This window comes from Rhizobium sp. L51/94 (assembly GCF_019355555.1).
GTDB classification, from domain to species: domain Bacteria; phylum Pseudomonadota; class Alphaproteobacteria; order Rhizobiales; family Rhizobiaceae; genus Rhizobium; species Rhizobium rhododendri.
Window position 1 is genome coordinate 128346 of record NZ_CP072142.1, and the last position, 18256, is coordinate 146601.

Consider the following 18256-nt stretch of genomic DNA (forward strand, 5'->3'; position numbering starts at 1 on the left):
GTGTCCTGGAGCTGCCGAATGCTGGAAGTCACCGAATTCAAACCCTCGTCGGCAGCCTTCGGCCAGAAGCGGATCGCCGTGCTGCTTCCCTGCTATAACGAGGCCGTGACGATCGCCAAGGTGGTGGCCGATTTCCAGATGTCGCTGCCGGGTGCCGCCGTCTATGTCTACGACAACAATTCATCCGACGGCACCGGCGCCATCGCCCGTGCTGCCGGCGCCGTCGTCCGGGTGGAGAAGCGGCAGGGCAAGGGCAATGTCATTCGTCGCATGTTTGCAGATATCGACGCCGACATCTACGTGCTTGCCGATGGTGACGGCACCTACTCGGCGCTGTTTGCCCCGATGCTGATTGACGCTCTGATTTCAGACGAGCTGGATTTCGTCAACGGCTCGCGCGTCTCAACACTCAGCGGTGCCTATCGACCCGGCCACCAGTTCGGCAACAGGCTTTTGTCCGGTATCGTCCGCTGGATCTTCGGACCGCAATTTTCCGATATGCTGTCCGGCTACAAAGTCCTGTCGCGCCGGTTCGTCAAATCGTTTCCGGCCATGTCCAGCGGCTTCGAGACGGAGACCGAGCTTGCGGTACACGCGCTGGAACTGCGCATGCCCTGCGCCGAATTGCCGACACCCTACAGCGAACGGCCGGAAGGTTCGGTCAGCAAGCTGAACACAGTGCGTGACGGCGCCCGTATCCTGCTGATGATCGTCAAGCTCATCAAGGAAGAGCGGCCGCTGATGTTCTTCGGCCTGTTTGGCCTCTTGTTCTTTACCATTGCGACCGTGCTGATGGTGCCCGTCCTGATGACTTATCTTGAGACCGGACTCGTCCCGCGCCTCCCGACGGCAGTCCTCAGCCTCGGCATGGTGCTGCTCGGGTTTCTCAGCATCTTCACTGCCCTCATCCTTGACATGACCACCCGCGCGCGGCGAGAGATCAAACGCCTCATCTACCTGTCTGTCGGTCGCATTCTTTGATTGGCCGCAAAACCGCATAAAGCCGGCGCGATCGCTCGCGCCGGCTTTATATTCTGATGGATATGAAAATCAGTCGACGTTGAAGACCAAAGGCCGCGCCTGGCGGATGGCAGGGTTCGCCGTCAGCTTGGCCAGCACCTCGGCGCTGATCGCACCATCGACGTAGAGCAGCGCAATCGCATCGCCGCCCTGGCTATCGCGTCCGAGCTGGAAGTTGGCGATGTTGACATCGGCCTGCCCAAGTGTCGTCCCGATGAAACCGATCATGCCGGGAACGTCGGTGTTGGTGATGTAGACCATGTGCTGGCCGACATCCGCGTCCAGGTTGATGTTCTTGATCTGGATGAAGCGCGGCTTGCCATCCGAGAACACGGTGCCTGCAACCGAGCGCGTCATGCCGTCGGTCTTGACGGTCAGCTTGATGTAGCCGTCATAGACGCCGGTCTTGTCGCGCTTGACCTCGGACAGCACGATGCCCTTTTCCTTGATCATGATCGGCGCCGAGACCATGTTCACGTCGGACACCTGGGTACGGATCAGGCCGGCCAGCAATGCCGATGTCAGTGCCTTGGTGTTCATGTTGGCCGTGACGCCGTCGTAGAGGATCTCGATTTCCTTGATCGGCTCGTCCGTCACCTGGCCGACGAAGGCGCCAAGCACGTCGGCAAGACGGATGAACGGCTTCAGCAGCGGTGCTTCCTCGGCCGTGATGGACGGCATGTTGATGGCGTTGGAAACGGCGCCCTTCATCAGGTAGTCCGACATCTGTTCGGCGACCTGCAGGGCGACATTTTCCTGCGCTTCAGTCGTGGCAGCGCCCAGATGCGGCGTGCAGACGACGTTCGGCAGACCGAACAGAGGGCTTTCCTTGGCAGGCTCGACCTCGAACACGTCGAAGGCCGCACCGGCGACATGGCCGGACTTGATGGCTTCGGCAAGGGCTGCCTCATCGACCAGGCCGCCGCGCGCGCAGTTGATGATGCGAACGCCTGGCTTCGTCTTTGCAAGCGCCTCCTTGTTGAGGATGCCGCGCGTCTTGTCTGTCATCGGCACATGCAGGGTGATGAAGTCAGCCTGGGCAAGCAGCTCTTCCAGTTCGACCTTGGTGACGCCCATCTCCTCGGCCCGTTCCTTGGACAGGAAGGGATCGTAGGCGATGACGTGCATCTTCAGCCCGAGGGCGCGCGAAATGACGATGGAGCCGATGTTTCCGGCACCGATGACGCCGAGCGTCTTGCCGGTGATTTCGACACCCATGAACTTCGACTTTTCCCACTTCCCGGCCTGCGTCGAGGCATCGGCCTGCGGCAATTGGCGGGCAACGGCAAACATCAGCGCAATGGCGTGTTCGGCCGTCGTGATCGAATTGCCGAACGGCGTGTTCATGACGATGATGCCGCGGCGGGACGCGGCCGGGATATCGACATTGTCGACGCCGATGCCGGCGCGGCCGATGACCTTGAGGTTGGTGGCGGCAGCGATCAGCTTTTCCGTCGCCTTGGTCGCGGAGCGGATCGCGAGACCGTCATAATTGCCGATGATTTCTGCAAGCTTGTCCTTGTCTTTACCGAGTTGCGGCTGGAAATCGACGTCGACGCCACGGTCGCGGAAAATCTGGACGGCAGTTTCCGACAATTCGTCGGATACGAGAACGCGAGGTGCCATGATGGCCTCCTGAAAATGGGTTCAGCGATGAAGTCAATGAAATGTTGTGGCTCCGCCCTCTCGGCGGAGCCCGAATCGCTCGGTCAGGCGGCGGCCTTGGAAAGCGTTGCCTTCTGCGTCTGGAAAGCCCAGGCGAGCCAGGGCATCAGCGCCTGCATGTCCGATGTCTCGATCGTCGCACCGGCCCAGATGCGCAGACCGGACGGCGCATCGCGGTAATGGCCGACGTCGAATGCCACAGCTTCCTTTTCGAGGAGCGCGACAAGGCCCTTGGCGAAGGCAGCCTGGCCATCCTCGTCGAGCGCCGAGACATCCCTGTCGACGATACGCAGGCAGACGGATGTGTTGGACGCTGTTTCCGGCTTTACCGCGAGATTGGCGATCCAGTCGTTGGCAGCGACAAAGTCGGCAATGACTTTGGCATTGGCATCTGCCCGGCCGATGAGCGCCTTCAGGCCTCCGAGAGATTTCGCCCAAAGCAGCGCATCGATGTAATCCTCGACGCAGAGCATCGACGGCGTATTGATCGTCTCACCGGTGAAGATGCCTTCGATCAGCTTGCCGCCCGAAGTCATGCGGAAGATCTTCGGCAGTGGCCAGGCAGGGACATACGTCGTCAGCCGCTCGACGGCTCGCGGCGAGAGGATGATAACCCCATGTGCCCCCTCCCCGCCCAGAACCTTCTGCCAGGAGAAGGTGGTCACGTCGAGCTTGGCAAAATCGAGGTCCTGCGCGAAGGCGGCCGAGGTGGCGTCGCAGATCGTCAGGCCCTTGCGGTCGGCCGGAATGAAGTCGGCGTTCGGCACACGGACGCCGGAGGTGGTGCCGTTCCAGGTGAAGACGACGTCGCGGTCGAAATCGATGGTCGACAAGTCCGGAAGCTCGCCATAGTCGGCTTCGATCTTGCGCGCATCCTTCAGCTTCAGCTGCTTGACGACATCGGTCACCCAGCCGGCGCCAAAGCTTTCCCAGGCCACCATATCGACGCCGCGCTCGCCGAGCAGCGACCACATCGCCATTTCGACGGCGCCGGTGTCGGAGGCGGGCACGATGCCGATACGGTAATCGGCCGGTACGTTCAGAATTTCACGGGTAAGGTCTATGGCTTGCTTGAGCTTGGTCTTTCCGACCTTTGCGCGGTGCGAGCGGCCAAGCGCCGCATCGGAAAGAGCATCGAGCGACCAACCGGGGCGCTTCGAGCAGGGGCCAGAAGAAAAATGGGTATTGTGCGGACGGATGTCCGGCTTTGCGGTCTCAGTCATGAGGCTATCCTCTCAGATAGAAAGCCCTTCGTTGGGGAAGGGTGGCCCGCCGTCATCAATACTTGAGGCCTTGAAAAAGAGCAATAGCCAAGGCGTGTTGGCCCCTCGGAAGGCTACAGTTTCGTCCTCGATCTTTTTGACGACTACGGTCATTCCTTGGAAGATCACATCGAACGAGAAAAAAACGGCGGCGGCGTTGCGGTTGGCGGCGGCGGTTGATGGTCGTCGAATTCAGACGGAACTCCAAACGCCTTGAGAAGATGCGAGTCAATCCGCACGGCGACTGGAGCATCCAGGATGTTGAAGGGGTTTGCCGCGAGCATGATATCGCTTGCGAGATGCCCACCAACGGTTTCCACTTCAAGGTCAAACACCATTCTCAGAATGAGATTTTAACCGTACGTTTCAAACGGCCCGTAAAAGCTGTATACATCAAGAAACTCATCGCGTTCATCGACGCTGTCAGGACTGCCAAATGGCAAGCTACGATTATAAAATCATCATCGAGCCGTTGTCCAAAGAAGATGGCGGCGGCTACATCGCTACCGTTCCAGATCTTCCCGGCTGCATGTCTGACGGCGAATCGGCCGTGGAAGCCGCTGCGAACGTTCAGGACGCGATCGGTTGTTGGCTTGAAACCGCTCACGACATGGGTCGCTATACCCCTGTCGCATCTTCGGAATATCATCGTATGAGTCCATAGCCGGCTTCGGCGGCTTAGTCGGCGCTTCTAAGAAGGCCGACCCCATGAGACCCGAGGTTAACGCCTCGGGTTTTTCTTTGCCTCGAGCATCAGCCCGACGCCTGTGACCTGCAGCCAATTAACAAGCTCGGGATTCGAGATCGAAGCTAGCCCGAACCAGACCGAAGCCTCAGATAATCGGAGCTCCCAATAATAGTCCCAAGGGAGAAATCCGGCTTCCGGTATCTCCGGGTCCGGGCTTTCCGTCTCAGAGCGCTTGTTTCTAACTCGGCGGGTCTCGCGGTTGGCATCCTTCACGCAGTCGTAGCGAGCAATGATCGCCACGGCTTCGCTGAGAGTTTGACCGAGGTCTTGGTAGAATTTGCACGCTCCCGGACGCCGCGGCGATCCGGTCATAGATCCAGCCAGCCTGAGGCGAAAAGACGATACCAAAGTCTCTCTTTAGAACAGCGGCAACTAAGGATAGCGCGTCGAAGGAGGCGAGCGCCTGCGCCACATAGGTTTGCTGCTCGCGGGTGAGTTTTGCTTTGCTCATGGGAATATCAAGACGCCATCCAGTTTCAGGCCACGCGCAGATTGCATGTGCCGCATGCGTGGTCGATATGGGCTCGGGCAATCTCAGGCGGCCGGTTGGTTGCATTGATTATCTCGCGAACGCCGGAAGCATCTGCTCCATAGCCGCCGAGAACGCCGATGAACTGTTCTGCGTCGTGGCCTCGAATGATGTAGACTAGGCGGCCTGTCTGCTTATTGAACTTTGGCTGGCCGAAGTCGTCCAAATCTTAAGCTGCAGGATAAAGCTCGTGCTCGACAAGCGCCATCAGTTTGGCGTCGCCACATTGGGCACAATAGCTGGCAGCAAGCGTGATGATGAAGTCTGGTATCTGCCCAAACCATTCCATGACCTGCTCGGCGCGAGCACGGGACCACTTGCCCATGACGCTCTGAGGCTTTCCCTCTTCGCATTGACCGATGACACGTTTCCCCTTTGCGTGAGTTCTCGACGACGTCGGCCAGATGATCGTGATCCGGATTGTGGACGCGCGAGGCTTCGTTGAAGATTGGCGCCACTACCCATTCGGCAATATCAGGGGCCGGAATGAAGGTGACGGGATTGTCGACGGCAGCCAGGCTTTTGGGTGGATACGGGCTGACTGTCACAGTGTCTTCCATATAAAGCGGCCTAGCGGCTGGTAACGAGCGCGGCCCAGAAGCATCAACACGCCGAACGCCACAAACGCGATAGCAACGACTAAGCAAACACCGATCGAGGCCTTGTGCATTTTGTAAGTCTTCTGCTAGCTTTAGATTGACTGCCGATCGCATGCGTGTGTTACTGTGGATGCCGCGCAAACCCGCGCCGCGCCCAAATAAAAATAGAGGCCTGCGATGCCGCTTCGTTTTGTGCTGTTGCTCGCACTGATAATTTCAACAGGATCTTCGTTTGTCGCTAGAAATGCGCCAAGTACCGGCAACTTAAGGGCCGGTGAAGTCGTCTATACAGACGATGGCAAATGCCCGCATGGGCAGATTGCCAAGGTCACCGGTGGCAATCATCGGGAAGGTATACCTAGAAAGCACGAATGCGTTGTCCACAAGTAGGACGTCACCTAAAACATTTGCTTAAGCTGGCAGGACTTGAACCTGCGGCCTCCAAGTTATGGGCCTGACGAGCGACCAGGCTGCTCTACCCGACGTGAACGAGAATTTTGGATGGGATGCTGAACGGGGAGCCGTGAAGCTCGCTCTGCGGGACCGGCGAAATCCGCACTGCACATCCCAAATCAAATCACCGCTGCCTATAATCCCTTCGGCACACATACCAAGCGATTCTTCGGTCGGCTGGAACTCGATTTCGAGAAGGCGCTTGTTCGGGTGGAGTCTGGAATGAATGAGGTTCCACTGCCCAAAGCGATAAATTCGGAGAAAGGGAAAGGCGCCCAGCTGATAGGGTCTTTGCCAGGGTGCCAGTCCGGGTGACCGAACACATATTGCTTTTCACATTCGACGCATGCCTTCATGCCAAAGGTCACAGTGCCGGCGATGCCTCCGCACCATGGGGAACAATCTCCATTGGTGAAGCAGATACCGACTGTGGAAGCTTGCGCACAGCGAGAGCGAATTCTTCTTCGTCTTGCTTAGTCATACCCTGCGCTCCGAGCTCTACAGCCCCTCAGCTCACATGCCGCCAGCGTAAAGAAAAAGTGTTTATGTCCGCTAAAACAGATGGTTAGTGTTTACAAAACGTTCCTTCGTTGGGGAAGGGTGGCCCGCCGCTGTGGGTCAAGGGGGACACGGCCCAAGTCAAGATGGCTGTCGTGACGAGAGGATCTTTTGCCGCGGCAGCGACCTGATAAAGGCTACCAGGTGGTGACGCGCAATCCGACGCGGATTTCCTGGCGGGCCATGGCGCCAGTGGCACCGGCGGCCGTATTGGCGGCGGAAGAGCCGAACATGTCGCCTCCCGCCACATGGCTGTAGCGGTAGCCGAGATCGAGCTTGACGTTCGGTGAGAGCTGATAGGCAAGGCCTGCCATCAATGCATAGGTGAAGCGCCAGTCGGCATCGCCGGAGCAGCGCGCGCTCGAAGCGACATCGCTGGCACAGCCGACGCAGGCGCTCGTCATTCGGACATCGCCCCAGCTTACCCGGGTTGCACCGACGCCTCCCCCGACATAGGGGGTGAAACCGGCCACCGTTCCGAGATCGACATAGGCATTGGCGAGCAGACTGCCCGCCTTGAAGGATGCGGAGGTCTTGCCGGTACATCCGGCTCCCCCTGCCCCACCAGCACAGGGTGAAGCCGTCGAAAACCTGCCGCTGAAATCGCCGCGGAACAGGTCGCCCGTGACATCGGCACGAAAGAGATCGTTGAACTGATAACCGACGCCAAGGCCACCGGTGACATCGTTGCCGCCAAAGCGGGTCTTGTCGAAACGCTCGCTGTCGTAACCGTCGCTGCTGGCGTCATAGCTGCGCAGCCGGGTACCGTGCAGGCTGGTTTGCACCGCATAGCCGAGATCGACACGGCCGTAAAACCCTTGCGCCTCCTTGACGCTGACCTCGGGCACTGTGATCTCGGGGGGCATATCACCGCCAAAGGCGCCACCCGCCGCCGCTACAGTCATCACCACGGCCGCTGCCAAAGCATCGAAGCGGATCATCGCAAGCACTCCCCACCGGGCACAAGGCCCGCATTCCAGCCAGACGCGCGCCAAGGCGAATCTGCCAACCGTTTTGATTTCATTAACCATAGGGAATTCGTGGTTAATGAAGGTTTAATCGGCCTTGCTTCGTCGTCGCGAAGACAAGCCTGTTGCCGATTGGTATCAGTGGATGGTCGCCGGCGCCGACAACGCAAAAGCCGCCCGGAGCGACCGGGCGGCTTTTGCGTTCGACGATCAAGATAGTTGTTTACTTGTAGACAGCCGGGGCGACCGGGATTTCGGCCGGAGGCATGTAGCTGGCCGTCTGGCAGCCACCGAAGTTGTAGCGCGCACCGATGCGGGCTTCGTGCAGGTTCAGACCCTTGTCGTAGCCAGGACCACCATTTTCGGCAAAGCCGAACATGTCGCCGCCTTCGATGTGGCGGAAGCGATAGCCGACATCGGCCTTCAGATTGCAGGTCAGGTCGATCGCGGTACCGGCCATCAGCGCGTAGGTGAAGCGCCAGCTACCACGGCCGTTATGGGTTACGGTTTCGTCGCAGGAGGACGAATCGGCATCCGAGCAAGACGTGTTGTGGAGCTTGTCCCACTTGATATAGGTGCCACCGAGACCGCCGCCGACGTAAGGCGTGAAGGCGCCGTAGTGGCCGATGTCGACATAGGCGTTGGCAAGCAAGCTCACGGCAGTCAGAGAAGAGCGGTCACGTGACGTCGCGGCAACGGCCGAGAAATCCGGTCCGCAACCGCCGCAATCGCCCTTTGTCGAGCCCTTGAAGTCCGACTTGAACAGGTAGTCGACCGTCGCGTCTGTGCGCAGGTAATCGTTGATCTGGTAGCCGACGCCACCACCGAGCGTGAAGCTGTCATCGAGTTTGGCAGAATCGAAGTCCTGCATGTTGCTGTTCGAGCCCTGGAAATAGTTGGCTCCGCGCAGGTCGCTGAAGGCGTAGCCGACATCGCCGCGCAAATACCAGCCGCTCGATTGCGCAACGGCAACTTCCGGCGGCGGGGCCTGTTCCGGCTGATAGAGATCGGCAGAGAATGCCGTCGTCGCAGCCAGGGCCAAGGCAATAGCCCCAATCAAGCTTTTCATCATGTTCGGCTCCCAAATTTGTCTAGCCGCTGGCGTGTTTGCGCATACCAAAACGGAGTTCATGAAGCGGATCATGCAATTAAATGGTTAAGGGCCGATTAAAAGCCCTGTTGCCCGGCTACCAAGCTGAGTGAAGCGAACGCCTGTCACCGGAAATTCAAAACTTTTCCGATTGTCGAGAATATCTTTTCGCCTTTTGCCGGCGAACGACGAACGGTCGTTCGTCGGCTATTTTCATCGGGCTTGCCCGGTCGTGGAGATGAGGTTGGCAATCAGCGCCGTCCATCCGGTCTGGTGTGAGGCGCCCAGCCCCCGGCCCGTATCGCCATGGAAGTATTCGTAAAATAACTGATAGCCCAGGATAGAGTCGCCTGCGGGTGTAGCGCCGCTCTCCGCTTCGGGTACGAACAATCGGGCAAGGCGCTTGCTCAGCTCGTCGGCGACCCCGTCCAGGCTCATGAAAACGCCTGACCCGGTTGGGCATTCCACCAGGAAGTCTGGCCCGAAATAGCTATGAAATTTACGCAGCGCGTCGATGAAGAGGAAATTGACCGGCATCCACACCGGCCCCCTCCAATTCGAATTGCCACCGAAGAGACCGCTCTCCGCCTCCCCCGGCGTATAGGGCACCTCGATGGAAATGCCTTTTGCCTGGAAACGGTAAGGGTTGGACCCATAGATTTTCGACAGGGATCGAACGCCGAAATCGGAGAGAAACTCTTTTTCATCGAGCATATGCCTGAGCAGCCCCTTCAAGCGATGACCGCGCAGCAACGACAGAAGGTGGCTCTCCCCCTCGCCGTGCTCCGTCCAGCGCGAAACCAGGGAGGCAAGTTTCGGCCTGTTTTGCAGCAGCCAGCGCGAGCGGGCAGCAAAGGACGGCAGCTTGTCGAAAATATCGTTGTCCAGCACTTCGACGGCAAAGATCGGAATGAGGCCGACCAGCGACTGGATGCGGATCGGGACAGAGGATCCGTCCGTGTGGCGCAGCATGTCATAGAAGAAGCCGTCCTCCTCGTTCCACAGCCCCTCGCCGGTTTCGCCAATATCCGCAACGGCGCCGGCGATCAGCAGGAAATGCTCGAAGTACTTGCTCGCCATGTCCTCATAGACAGGATCGCTCAACGCCAGCTCGATGGCGATCTTCATCAGGTTGAGCGCATACATCGCCATCCAGGCGGTGCCGTCGGCCTGATCGAGGACCATATTGTCAGGCAGCGCCTCCGAGCGGTTGAACGGGCTGATGTTGTCGAGCCCGAGGAAACCGCCTTGAAAGAGATTGCGGCCGTCCGAGTCCTTGCGGTTTACCCACCAGGTAAAATTGAGCATCAGCTTGTGCATGATGCGCTCGAGGAACGAGATATCGTCGATGCCGGTCAGCTTGCGGTCGATTTCATAGACCTGTAAGGCCGCCCAGGCCTGCACCGGCGGATTGACGTCGGAGAAATTCCACTCGTAGGCCGGCAACTGCCCGGACGGATGCATGAACCAGTCGCGGGTGAGCAGCAACAGCTGCTGCTTGGCAAAATCCGGATCGACCAGCGCCATCGGCAGACAATGGAAAGCCAGATCCCAGGCGGCATACCAAGGATATTCCCAGGCATCCGGCATCAGGATGATGTCGGCATTGTTAAGATGGCGCCAGTCAGCGTTGCGCGCCTTGCGACGCTCTGCGGGCGGTGGCGGAAGATTGGGATCGCCGTCGAGCCAGCAGGGAACATCGAGAAAATAAAACTGCTTCGACCACAGCAGTCCGGCAATGGCCTGGCGGTGCACCGCCCGGGCAGATTGCGGGGCAATATCCTTTTGCACCGCGTCATAGAAGGCATCCGCCTCCTGCCGCCGGAGTTCGACGATTGCGTCAAAATCGCCGAAGGGCTCGGGTGAAAGCCCGTCCTCCCGCCAGCGAAGGCGCATGGAGACCCTGCCCTTTGCCGGCACCTCGAAGATCTGTCGTGCCGCGACCTTGCTGCCGCTCTGGCGATCGACGGACGATTGGACACCGGAGACGACGAAATCGTTGATCCCATCCTTGAAACGCCCGCTGGCCTCAGAGCCGAAAAGGAACGGCGAATTGGTGTCGTTTTCGCAGAACAACAGTTCGCAGGGCTGGTCGACGCTGAGGCGCCACGTCTTCTTAGCCGTCCGGGTGGCAAGCACGTCGCCATTCGCCTGCGCCTCCAGCCGCGGACGCTTTGGATCGTCCGACCAGGACCAGGTGTTGCGCGCCCAGAGCTGTGGCAGCAGATGAAGCACAGCAGCCTCATCCGACGCATTTTCCACGACGATATGCATCAGGATGTCGTCTGGCCCCGCCTTCGCGTATTCGATGCTCACGTCGAAATAACGCCCCTCGGCAAAGATTCCGGTATCGGCAATTTCGAACTCCGGATCGAGCCGCGTTCGTTTGGCGTTCTCGGAGCGGAGTTGTCCGTAGGGGAAAGCCGCCTGTGGATAGCGATAGATCATCTTCTGGTAGGAATGGGTCGGCGTCGCGTCGACGTAGTGATAGACTTCCTTGACGTCCTCGCCGTGGTTGCCTTCGGCGTTTGCAAGCCCGAACAGCCTCTCCTTGAGGATCGAGTCCTTGCCGTTCCAGAGTGCCAGCCCCAGACACCAGCGCATGCTCTCGTCGCAGAAGCCCGCAAGCCCGTCCTCCCCCCAGCGGTAGGCGCGGCTTCGGGCGTGATCGAACGGAAAGAAATTCCAGGCATCGCCGTCGGCGCTGTAGTCTTCGCGAACCGTTCCCCACTGACGCTCGGACACATATGGGCCCCATCGCCGCCAGGCAACACCGCGCTTGATCTCCTGCAGTCGTTGGCCTTCAGCCGTGGCCAGCACCGCATTATCGACAGTCGTCATCACTTACACACCGCACAGGAAACGAGCCGCACGGGCGGTCGTTGGTTTGCATCAAGGCCGGATCAGATCCGTAAGCCCTCTGTGGGATACGTCAAGCGAGCATGAGTGGGTGAGCCGATCTTTAACACACGGCGCAATGTCGGCAATCATGCGCTACCGAAGACCTATCATGAAAAAATCCGGTCCGCTCGGGACTGTCCGATAAACATGCCGGTCAGGGATTTGCCTACTGGGAACTGCCTGGTGAGACCGGCAACCGCCGCTCCTGTTCAACGGTCAGCTGGGAATCCAATCCACCGACAAAACCCGGGTCCTGGCAGCCCGTACCGGTCACGGAAGCCGACGCTTCGCCCGCAGCCGACTTCAGACCTCTTGGATTGGCCTGGTAGAATTTTTCAAGCCGGCGCTGGTGCATGGGAGGCTCTATATGGGATGTCTCATACGAATGTTCGCATATTAACAAATAGCGTGCCACCAGCAAGGCGTTCTCCACAGCTTAATGGGAGTGAATGAGCACTGTCACGCCGTGTGTCACGCCTCTCTGCAATCTCAAGCAGGTAAAGCCGATCTTGCAGTGTGTGAAGCGTCGTTGGCAGCATTTCGGCGGCGGGTGTGACAAGTGCGCATAGCTGTGCTCGTCTTGGGAACTGTCTATCGGCCTGGGGTTCTCTGTTCAGGGCAAATTAGGGTTCGATCCCGTTATGAACAAACGGTTCCCTTCCCCGAGGATGCCGCGTTCTTGGGAATGCGCTGCACTGCCTTGCAACGGGTCTGCGGGAGCGGTCCCCTGCGGTGTGTCGGTCCGACAAGGGAAGGTGGCCGGCCGGCGAACAACTGCATCATCGACGGTGTTCGCGATGACGCGGTGATGTTGTTTCTAAAACGCTGTGCGGATTTCGGACCGAGCAGGTCATGCTGGAACAAAATGATGTGACGCGGGCAGTTCAAAGTGTCTCTCGACCGCATCATAAAGCGCAAAGGGGAAAGGCCTCGGTGGCCCTTCCCCTTCGTGGTAGACGAATACGCAGCTATTATTTCTTGAGATCGAAACGGTCTGCGTTCATGACCCGCGTCCAGGCGGCGACGAAGTCCCGCAGGAATTTTTCGGCGGAATCGGACTGCGCATAGACTTCGCAAATCGCCCGGAGCTGCGAATGAGAACCAAAAATCAGATCCACACGCGTTCCCGTCCAACGCCGTGCGCCCGTCTTGCGGTCCCGACCTTCGTATACGCCTTCCGAACCCTCGACAGGTGACCACACCGTGTTCATGTCGAGAAGGTTGATGAAGAAGTCGTTGGTCAAGGTCTCCGGTCTGTCGGTGAACACGCCATGTTCCGGCTGTCCCACCTTGAGAACCCGAAGCCCGCCAACCAGAAGCGCCATCTCTGGTGCGGTCAGCGTCAGCAGTTGCGAACGATCGACCAGTGCTTCTTCCGGCCTCATATATTGCCGGCCGGCGATATAATTGCGGAAGCCGTCAGCGCGTGGTCGCAGCGCCGCGAAGGAGGCCGCATCCGTCTGCTCCTGCGATGCGTCCATGCGGCCGGGGGTAAAGGGGACTGTGATATCGTGACCACCTGCCTTGGCAGCCTTTTCGATACCGGCAGAGCCTGCAAGGACGATCAGATCCGCCAGAGAGATCTTTTTACCACCCGACTGAGCCCTGTCGAAGTCGGCTTTGATGCCCTCCAAAACTGCCAAAACCTTCGCCAGCTGCGCCGGCTGGTTCACCTCCCAGTCTTTTTGCGGCGCAAGCCGGATGCGGGCGCCGTTGGCACCGCCGCGCTTGTCAGAGCCGCGGAATGTCGAGGCGGAAGCCCAGGCGGTCGATGCAAGTTCCTGAACAGTAAGACCAGAGGCAAGCACCTTGGCCTTCAGGCTGGCGATGTCTGCGTCATCCACCAAAACGTGGTCCACGGCTGGAATAACGTCCTGCCAGATCAGATCTTCCGCCGGAACTTCCGGCCCGAGGTAGCGGATCTTCGGTCCCATGTCACGATGGGTGAGCTTAAACCAGGCCCGGGCAAACGCATCGGCGAACTCAGCGGGGTTTTCCAGGAAGCGCCGGGAGATTTTCTCGTAGGCAGGATCGACACGCAGCGCCAGATCGCTGGTCAGCATGGTCGGAAGACGCTTTTTCGACGGATCGAACGGGTCCGGGATTGAGGCTTCGGCGTTCTTTGCGACCCATTGCTTGGCACCGGCCGGACTTGTGGTCAGCTCCCATTCGAAACCGAACAGGTTCTCGAAATAGTGGTTGCTCCACTGTGTCGGCGTCTGCGTCCAGATGACTTCGAGGCCGCTACCGATCGCGTCGGCACCGACGCCGGTGTTGAACTTGCTGGTCCAGCCAAGCCCCTGGGCCTCGAGTTCGCCGCCTTCCGGGTCGATGCCGACGAAGGAAGGATCGCCTGCACCGTGGGTTTTGCCAAAGGTATGGCCACCTGCGATCAGTGCGACGGTTTCCTCGTCATTCATTGCCATCCTGGCAAAGGTTTCGCGGATGTCACGGGCGGAGGCAAGCGCATCGGGATTACCGTTCGGACCTTCGGGATTGACGTAGATCAGGCCCATCTGTACCGCGCCCAGCGGCTCGGCCAGCTCCCGCTCTCCACTGTAGCGCTCGTCGCCGAGCCACGAGCCCTCCGGCCCCCAGAACAGTTCCTCAGGCTCCCACACATCGGCGCGGCCACCGGCAAAACCAAAGGTCTTGAAGCCCATGGATTCGAGCGCCACGTTTCCGGTCAGAATATAGAGATCTGCCCAGGAAAGCTTGTTGCCGTACTTCTGCTTTATCGGCCAAATCAGACGTCGGGCCTTGTCGAGATTGACGTTGTCCGGCCAGCTGTTCAGAGGCGCGAAACGCTGCTGGCCGGCGCCGGCGCCGCCGCGGCCATCGGTAATCCGATAGGTGCCGGCGCTATGCCAGGCCAAGCGGATGAAAAGACCGCCATAGTGGCCGAAATCAGCGGGCCACCAATCCTGGCTGTCCGTCATCAACGCGTGAAGATCAGCCTTCACAGCGGCAAGATCGAGTGTCTTGAATTCTTCGGCGTAGTTGAAATCCTTGCCGAGAGGATCGGCGCGGCCGGCACCGTGGTGAAGGATCTGGACGTCCAACTGGTTGGGCCACCAATCGCGGTTAGAGCGCCTTTTCGGCGCCGGCGCATGCGCTACGGGACATTTTGCGCCCTGAGCGCTGGCTGGTTCATGGTCCATGATTTTCTCCTCGAAAAAATGCGCCCGCGTTGGAGCATCGAATTTCAACAGTTTGGGCTCGTATGAAAATTCCGCATGAAACCCGAAATTTTCAAAAGACTGTTCCCGTCTGTCGGGGCGGAACTTAGCGCAACACCGCGATAAATTTAAGTTGGATTTATTGATCGTCGCGATAGGCTGAGGTTATGATCAATGTCACACTTGCGCACTTGGCGGAATGCCATTTTTTCACTCCGGATCTTCAAGGCTGAACATCTCATTGCGTTCGTCGTAGGCAAACAGCTCTGCATACCTTGCCCATGAAACGATGGTCCTGAGGGTTTCGTCTGCGCGAGAGGCCGTCATATAGTCTTCAAGCTCGTTTCGGAAACGGGCGGCCGGGGCTGTGTGGGTGGTGCGTTCGTCGAGCACGCGCCTGATGAGGCCCATCAGCGGCACGTAGGTGACCAGATGTTCGGCGAAGAGCCTCTTGCGGGCGTCGGTGGCGAGGTGGGCGAATTTGGTTCCGGCTTCGGTGAGCACGAGGTCGCCTTCGCTGAGGTGGGCAAAGCGCAAGAGTTGCAGGGCTTCGCCGAGATGAAAGAGCTCATCCGCCTCGAGCTGCAGGGTTTCTGCAAGAACGGGAAGGTCTGCCCGCCCGTGATAGGGTGCCCCTGCCAGCGCCTCTATCAGTCCGGACAGGATATTGGTCGACACCGGTTCGAGCACCATGCCCATCCCGGTTCCCGGAATGCCCTCCATTTCGGTTGCTCGCGGCTCGGCTCTCTGGGTCATCAGCGCATAGATACTGTCGACCAGCTGTCGGAACGCCGGATCGAGGCGGTTCCTCGGGTGCATCAGGTCGATTTTGACCTCGCGGGCGACCCGGCCGGGGTTCGACGAGAACACCAGGATGCGGTCGCACATGAGGACGGCCTCCTCGATATTGTGGGTCACCATCAACACCGACTTGATGGGCAGCCGGCCCTCGATCCAGAGATCGATCATGTCCGTGCGCAATGTCTCGGCGGTGAGGACGTCGAGTGCGGAGAACGGCTCGTCCATCAAAAGAAGGTCCGGATGGACGACAAGCGCCCGCGCAAAGCCGACGCGCTGGCGCATGCCGCCGGACAACTCCTTCGGATAGGCATTCTCGAAGCCGTCGAGGCCGATCAGGTCGATGGCAGCCAAGGCCAGCGATCGCCGTTCCGCCCGGTCGACACCCTTCGCCTCGAGGCCAAGCTCGACATTCTGCAGCACGGTCAGCCAGGGAAAGAGCGCAAAGGACTGGAACACCATCGAGATACCCATGGGTGGCCCGGCGATCGGGTTGCCGCGATACGTGGCCTCGCCGGACGAGGGCGGAAGCAGCCCCGCGATGATGCGCAGCAGCGTCGATTTGCCGGAGCCGGAGCGGCCGAGCAGTCCGACGATCTCGCCTTGGGAGATGGTCACGTCGACATTGTCGAGAACGACGACATCATTGCCGTTGGCCTTGGGGAACGAGCGGCAGACCTTGCGGATATCGATCAGCGACGCCTTGGCGGTTTGGTCGAGCATAGGATTTGTCCCTTACGATAGGAGGTGTATCAGCCGAGCCGCAGGTGGCGTTCGCCGAAGGCGTAGAGCGGCCTCCAGAGCAGGCGGTTGAACAGGGTGACAAAGGTGCACATCACGACAATGCCGAGGACGACACGCGGGAAATCGCCGTTCACGGTGGCATTGGCGATGTAGGAACCGAGGCCGGGGGTCGTCAGCTGGGTATCGCCCCAGCTGGCGACCTCGGCAACGATGCTGGCGTTCCAGGACCCGCCGGAGGCCGTAATGGCACCGGTGATGTAGTAGGGGAAGACACCGGGCAGGATGACTTTGATCCACCAGCGCCAGCCGGAAATGTGGAAGCTGCGGGCGGCCTCCTTGAGATCGCTCGGAAAGGCGCTGGCGCCGGCGATAACGTTGAACAGGATATACCACTGCGTGCCGAGGATCATCAGCGGGCTCAGCCAGATGTTGGCGTTGAGCCCGAACCGGACGATCACCACCACGAAGACGGGGAAAGCGATGTTGGCGGGGAAAGCTGCCAGAAACTGTGCCAGCGGCTGCACCTTTTCGGCAAGTTTAGGGCGGAGACCGATCCATACGCCGATCGGCACCCAGATGAGAGTAGCGATGGTCATCAGGACAACGACGCGCAGGAGCGTGATCGAACCATATAGAACGGCGGTCGCCACATCCGACCAACCGATGTTGGCGCGCAGATAGTCTAGGCTGAGAAAGCCTCCCCAGGCTGCTGCAGCGACGATGGTAGCGATCCAGATCCAGTCTACCGCGCGCGATCGTGCAACGCCCCTCGCCTTCGAGCCAACCGGCACCAGGTTGGGCAGGCGAACATTCCACACCTGCCGCGACATCCAGCGAAAGGGAGCCATGGCAATGCGCGTGACGCGTGACTTGCTTAACAGGTCGAGCATCCAGGATGTCGGCGCGACGCCCGAGGTCGTCGTTTCGAAACGAAACTTGTCGGCCCAAGCTACCAGCGGCCGGAACATCAGCTGGTCATAGAGCACGATGACGCAAAGCATGGCGATGACGGCATAGAATATCGCCATGATGTTCTGCTGCTTGATGGCCAGCGCCACATAGGACCCTATTCCGGGCAGGGTTATCGTGGTGTTGCCGACCGTGATCGCCTCCGAGGCAACGACGAAAAACCAGCCGCCGGACATCGACATCATGGTGTTCCAGACGAGCCCCGGCATGGCAAATGGCACGTCGAGACGCCAGAAGCGCTGCCATCCGCTCAGGTGGAAACCGCGTGCAACCTCTTCCAGATCCTTGGGCTGGTTGCGCATGGACTGATAGAGACTGAAGGTCATGTTCCAGGCCTGGCTGGTGAAGATCGCAAACACGCAGGCAAGTTCGGCGCCGAGCACACTTCCGGGAAAGAGATTGAGGAAAAACGTCACGGTGAAGGTCAGGAAGCCCAGGATCGGAACCGATTGCAGGATGTCGAGGATCGGGATCAGCACCATCTCTGCCCGTCGGCTTTTGGCAGCAAGTGCGGCATAGACGAAGGTGAAGGCCAGCGAGAACACGATTGCCAGCAGCATCCGCAAAATAGTGCGCAGGGCATAGATCGGCAGGTTGGCGGGATCGAGCGAGAGTGGCGCGACGTCGAGCGCCGAAAGCGGAACTGTCGTCACCCTTGCGCCATAGGCGAAGAGCACGATGGCACCAATGACGAGGAGCAGCGCCATGACATCCCAATGGCTGGGCATCAACGACCGGCGAATGGCGAGCGGCGCAAGTTTCTGCAATTTCAT

Annotated in this window: 15 protein-coding genes, 1 tRNA gene and 1 pseudogene; 3 read left to right on the plus strand and 14 right to left on the minus strand. The window is 59.4% G+C overall.

Going from position 1 to position 18256, the window contains the following annotated elements; genetic code table 11:
• Window positions 1-18: 18 nt before the first annotated feature.
• Window positions 19-981, plus strand: a complete 963-nt coding sequence (locus tag J5274_RS18685; RefSeq protein ID WP_219275467.1) for a glycosyltransferase — start codon at window positions 19-21, stop codon at window positions 979-981.
• A gap of 69 nt (window positions 982-1050) precedes the next feature.
• Here J5274_RS18685 and serA read toward each other — a convergent pair whose 3' ends face one another.
• The 3 genes from serA to J5274_RS18700 form a co-directional block, all read right to left on the minus strand.
• On the minus strand, window positions 1051-2646 hold the full coding sequence (gene serA / locus J5274_RS18690) for a phosphoglycerate dehydrogenase (protein WP_209187893.1): 1596 nt from the start codon (window positions 2644-2646) through the stop codon (window positions 1051-1053).
• Window positions 2647-2729: 83 nt separating this feature from the next.
• Complete coding sequence (locus tag J5274_RS18695; RefSeq protein WP_209187894.1) at window positions 2730-3908, minus strand: phosphoserine transaminase; 1179 nt, start codon at window positions 3906-3908, stop codon at window positions 2730-2732.
• A 164-nt stretch (window positions 3909-4072) separates the two neighbouring features.
• Entirely contained in the window at window positions 4073-4285 is a 213-nt protein-coding gene (locus J5274_RS18700) for a hypothetical protein (protein ID WP_153816491.1), read from the minus strand.
• A 98-nt stretch (window positions 4286-4383) separates the two neighbouring features.
• Here J5274_RS18700 and J5274_RS18705 point away from each other — a divergent pair, with 98 nt between their 5' ends.
• On the plus strand, window positions 4384-4611 hold the full coding sequence (locus tag J5274_RS18705) for a type II toxin-antitoxin system HicB family antitoxin (protein ID WP_142831258.1): 228 nt from the start codon (window positions 4384-4386) through the stop codon (window positions 4609-4611).
• 57 nt (window positions 4612-4668) lie between these two features.
• Here J5274_RS18705 and J5274_RS28855 read toward each other — a convergent pair whose 3' ends face one another.
• The 4 genes and pseudogenes from J5274_RS28855 to J5274_RS28870 all read right to left on the minus strand — a co-directional run bounded on the left by J5274_RS28855 (window position 4669) and on the right by J5274_RS28870 (window position 5645).
• A complete protein-coding gene (locus tag J5274_RS28855; RefSeq protein WP_257625750.1) occupies window positions 4669-5007 on the minus strand; it encodes a hypothetical protein in 339 nt (112 codons plus the stop codon).
• A 49-nt stretch (window positions 5008-5056) separates the two neighbouring features.
• Window positions 5057-5251, minus strand: a pseudogene (locus J5274_RS29285) (hypothetical protein); the annotation flags it as partial.
• On the minus strand, window positions 5172-5390 hold the full coding sequence (locus J5274_RS28865; protein WP_244615462.1) for a putative metallopeptidase: 219 nt from the start codon (window positions 5388-5390) through the stop codon (window positions 5172-5174). The pseudogene J5274_RS29285 and the gene J5274_RS28865, both read right to left, overlap by 80 nt.
• Window positions 5391-5393: 3 nt before the next feature.
• Complete coding sequence (locus J5274_RS28870; protein WP_307877648.1) at window positions 5394-5645, minus strand: putative metallopeptidase; 252 nt, start codon at window positions 5643-5645, stop codon at window positions 5394-5396.
• Between the two features lie 355 nt (window positions 5646-6000).
• On the opposite strand from J5274_RS28870, the gene J5274_RS29385 reads away from it, so the two are divergent.
• Window positions 6001-6213, plus strand: a complete 213-nt coding sequence (locus tag J5274_RS29385) for a DUF6719 family protein (protein ID WP_374108590.1) — start codon at window positions 6001-6003, stop codon at window positions 6211-6213.
• 21 nt (window positions 6214-6234) lie between these two features.
• On the opposite strand, the gene J5274_RS18720 is transcribed toward J5274_RS29385, so the two are convergent.
• The 7 genes from J5274_RS18720 to J5274_RS18750 all read right to left on the minus strand — a co-directional run bounded on the left by J5274_RS18720 (window position 6235) and on the right by J5274_RS18750 (window position 18256).
• Window positions 6235-6305: transfer RNA gene (locus J5274_RS18720), tRNA-Met, on the minus strand.
• A 666-nt stretch (window positions 6306-6971) separates the two neighbouring features.
• Complete coding sequence (locus J5274_RS18725; RefSeq protein ID WP_219275468.1) at window positions 6972-7775, minus strand: outer membrane protein; 804 nt, start codon at window positions 7773-7775, stop codon at window positions 6972-6974.
• Between the two features lie 250 nt (window positions 7776-8025).
• A complete protein-coding gene (locus J5274_RS18730) occupies window positions 8026-8874 on the minus strand; it encodes an outer membrane protein (protein ID WP_143123218.1) in 849 nt (282 codons plus the stop codon).
• A gap of 231 nt (window positions 8875-9105) precedes the next feature.
• On the minus strand, window positions 9106-11733 hold the full coding sequence (locus tag J5274_RS18735) for a glucosidase (RefSeq protein ID WP_219275469.1): 2628 nt from the start codon (window positions 11731-11733) through the stop codon (window positions 9106-9108).
• 1031 nt (window positions 11734-12764) lie between these two features.
• A complete protein-coding gene (gene katG / locus J5274_RS18740; protein WP_219275470.1) occupies window positions 12765-14954 on the minus strand; it encodes a catalase/peroxidase HPI in 2190 nt (729 codons plus the stop codon).
• 228 nt (window positions 14955-15182) lie between these two features.
• The gene (locus J5274_RS18745) at window positions 15183-16493 is read right to left on the minus strand and encodes an AAA-associated domain-containing protein (RefSeq protein WP_209187902.1); all 1311 of its coding nucleotides are present in this window, start codon (window positions 16491-16493) and stop codon (window positions 15183-15185) included.
• A 29-nt stretch (window positions 16494-16522) separates the two neighbouring features.
• Entirely contained in the window at window positions 16523-18256 is a 1734-nt protein-coding gene (locus J5274_RS18750) for an ABC transporter permease subunit (RefSeq protein WP_209187903.1), read from the minus strand.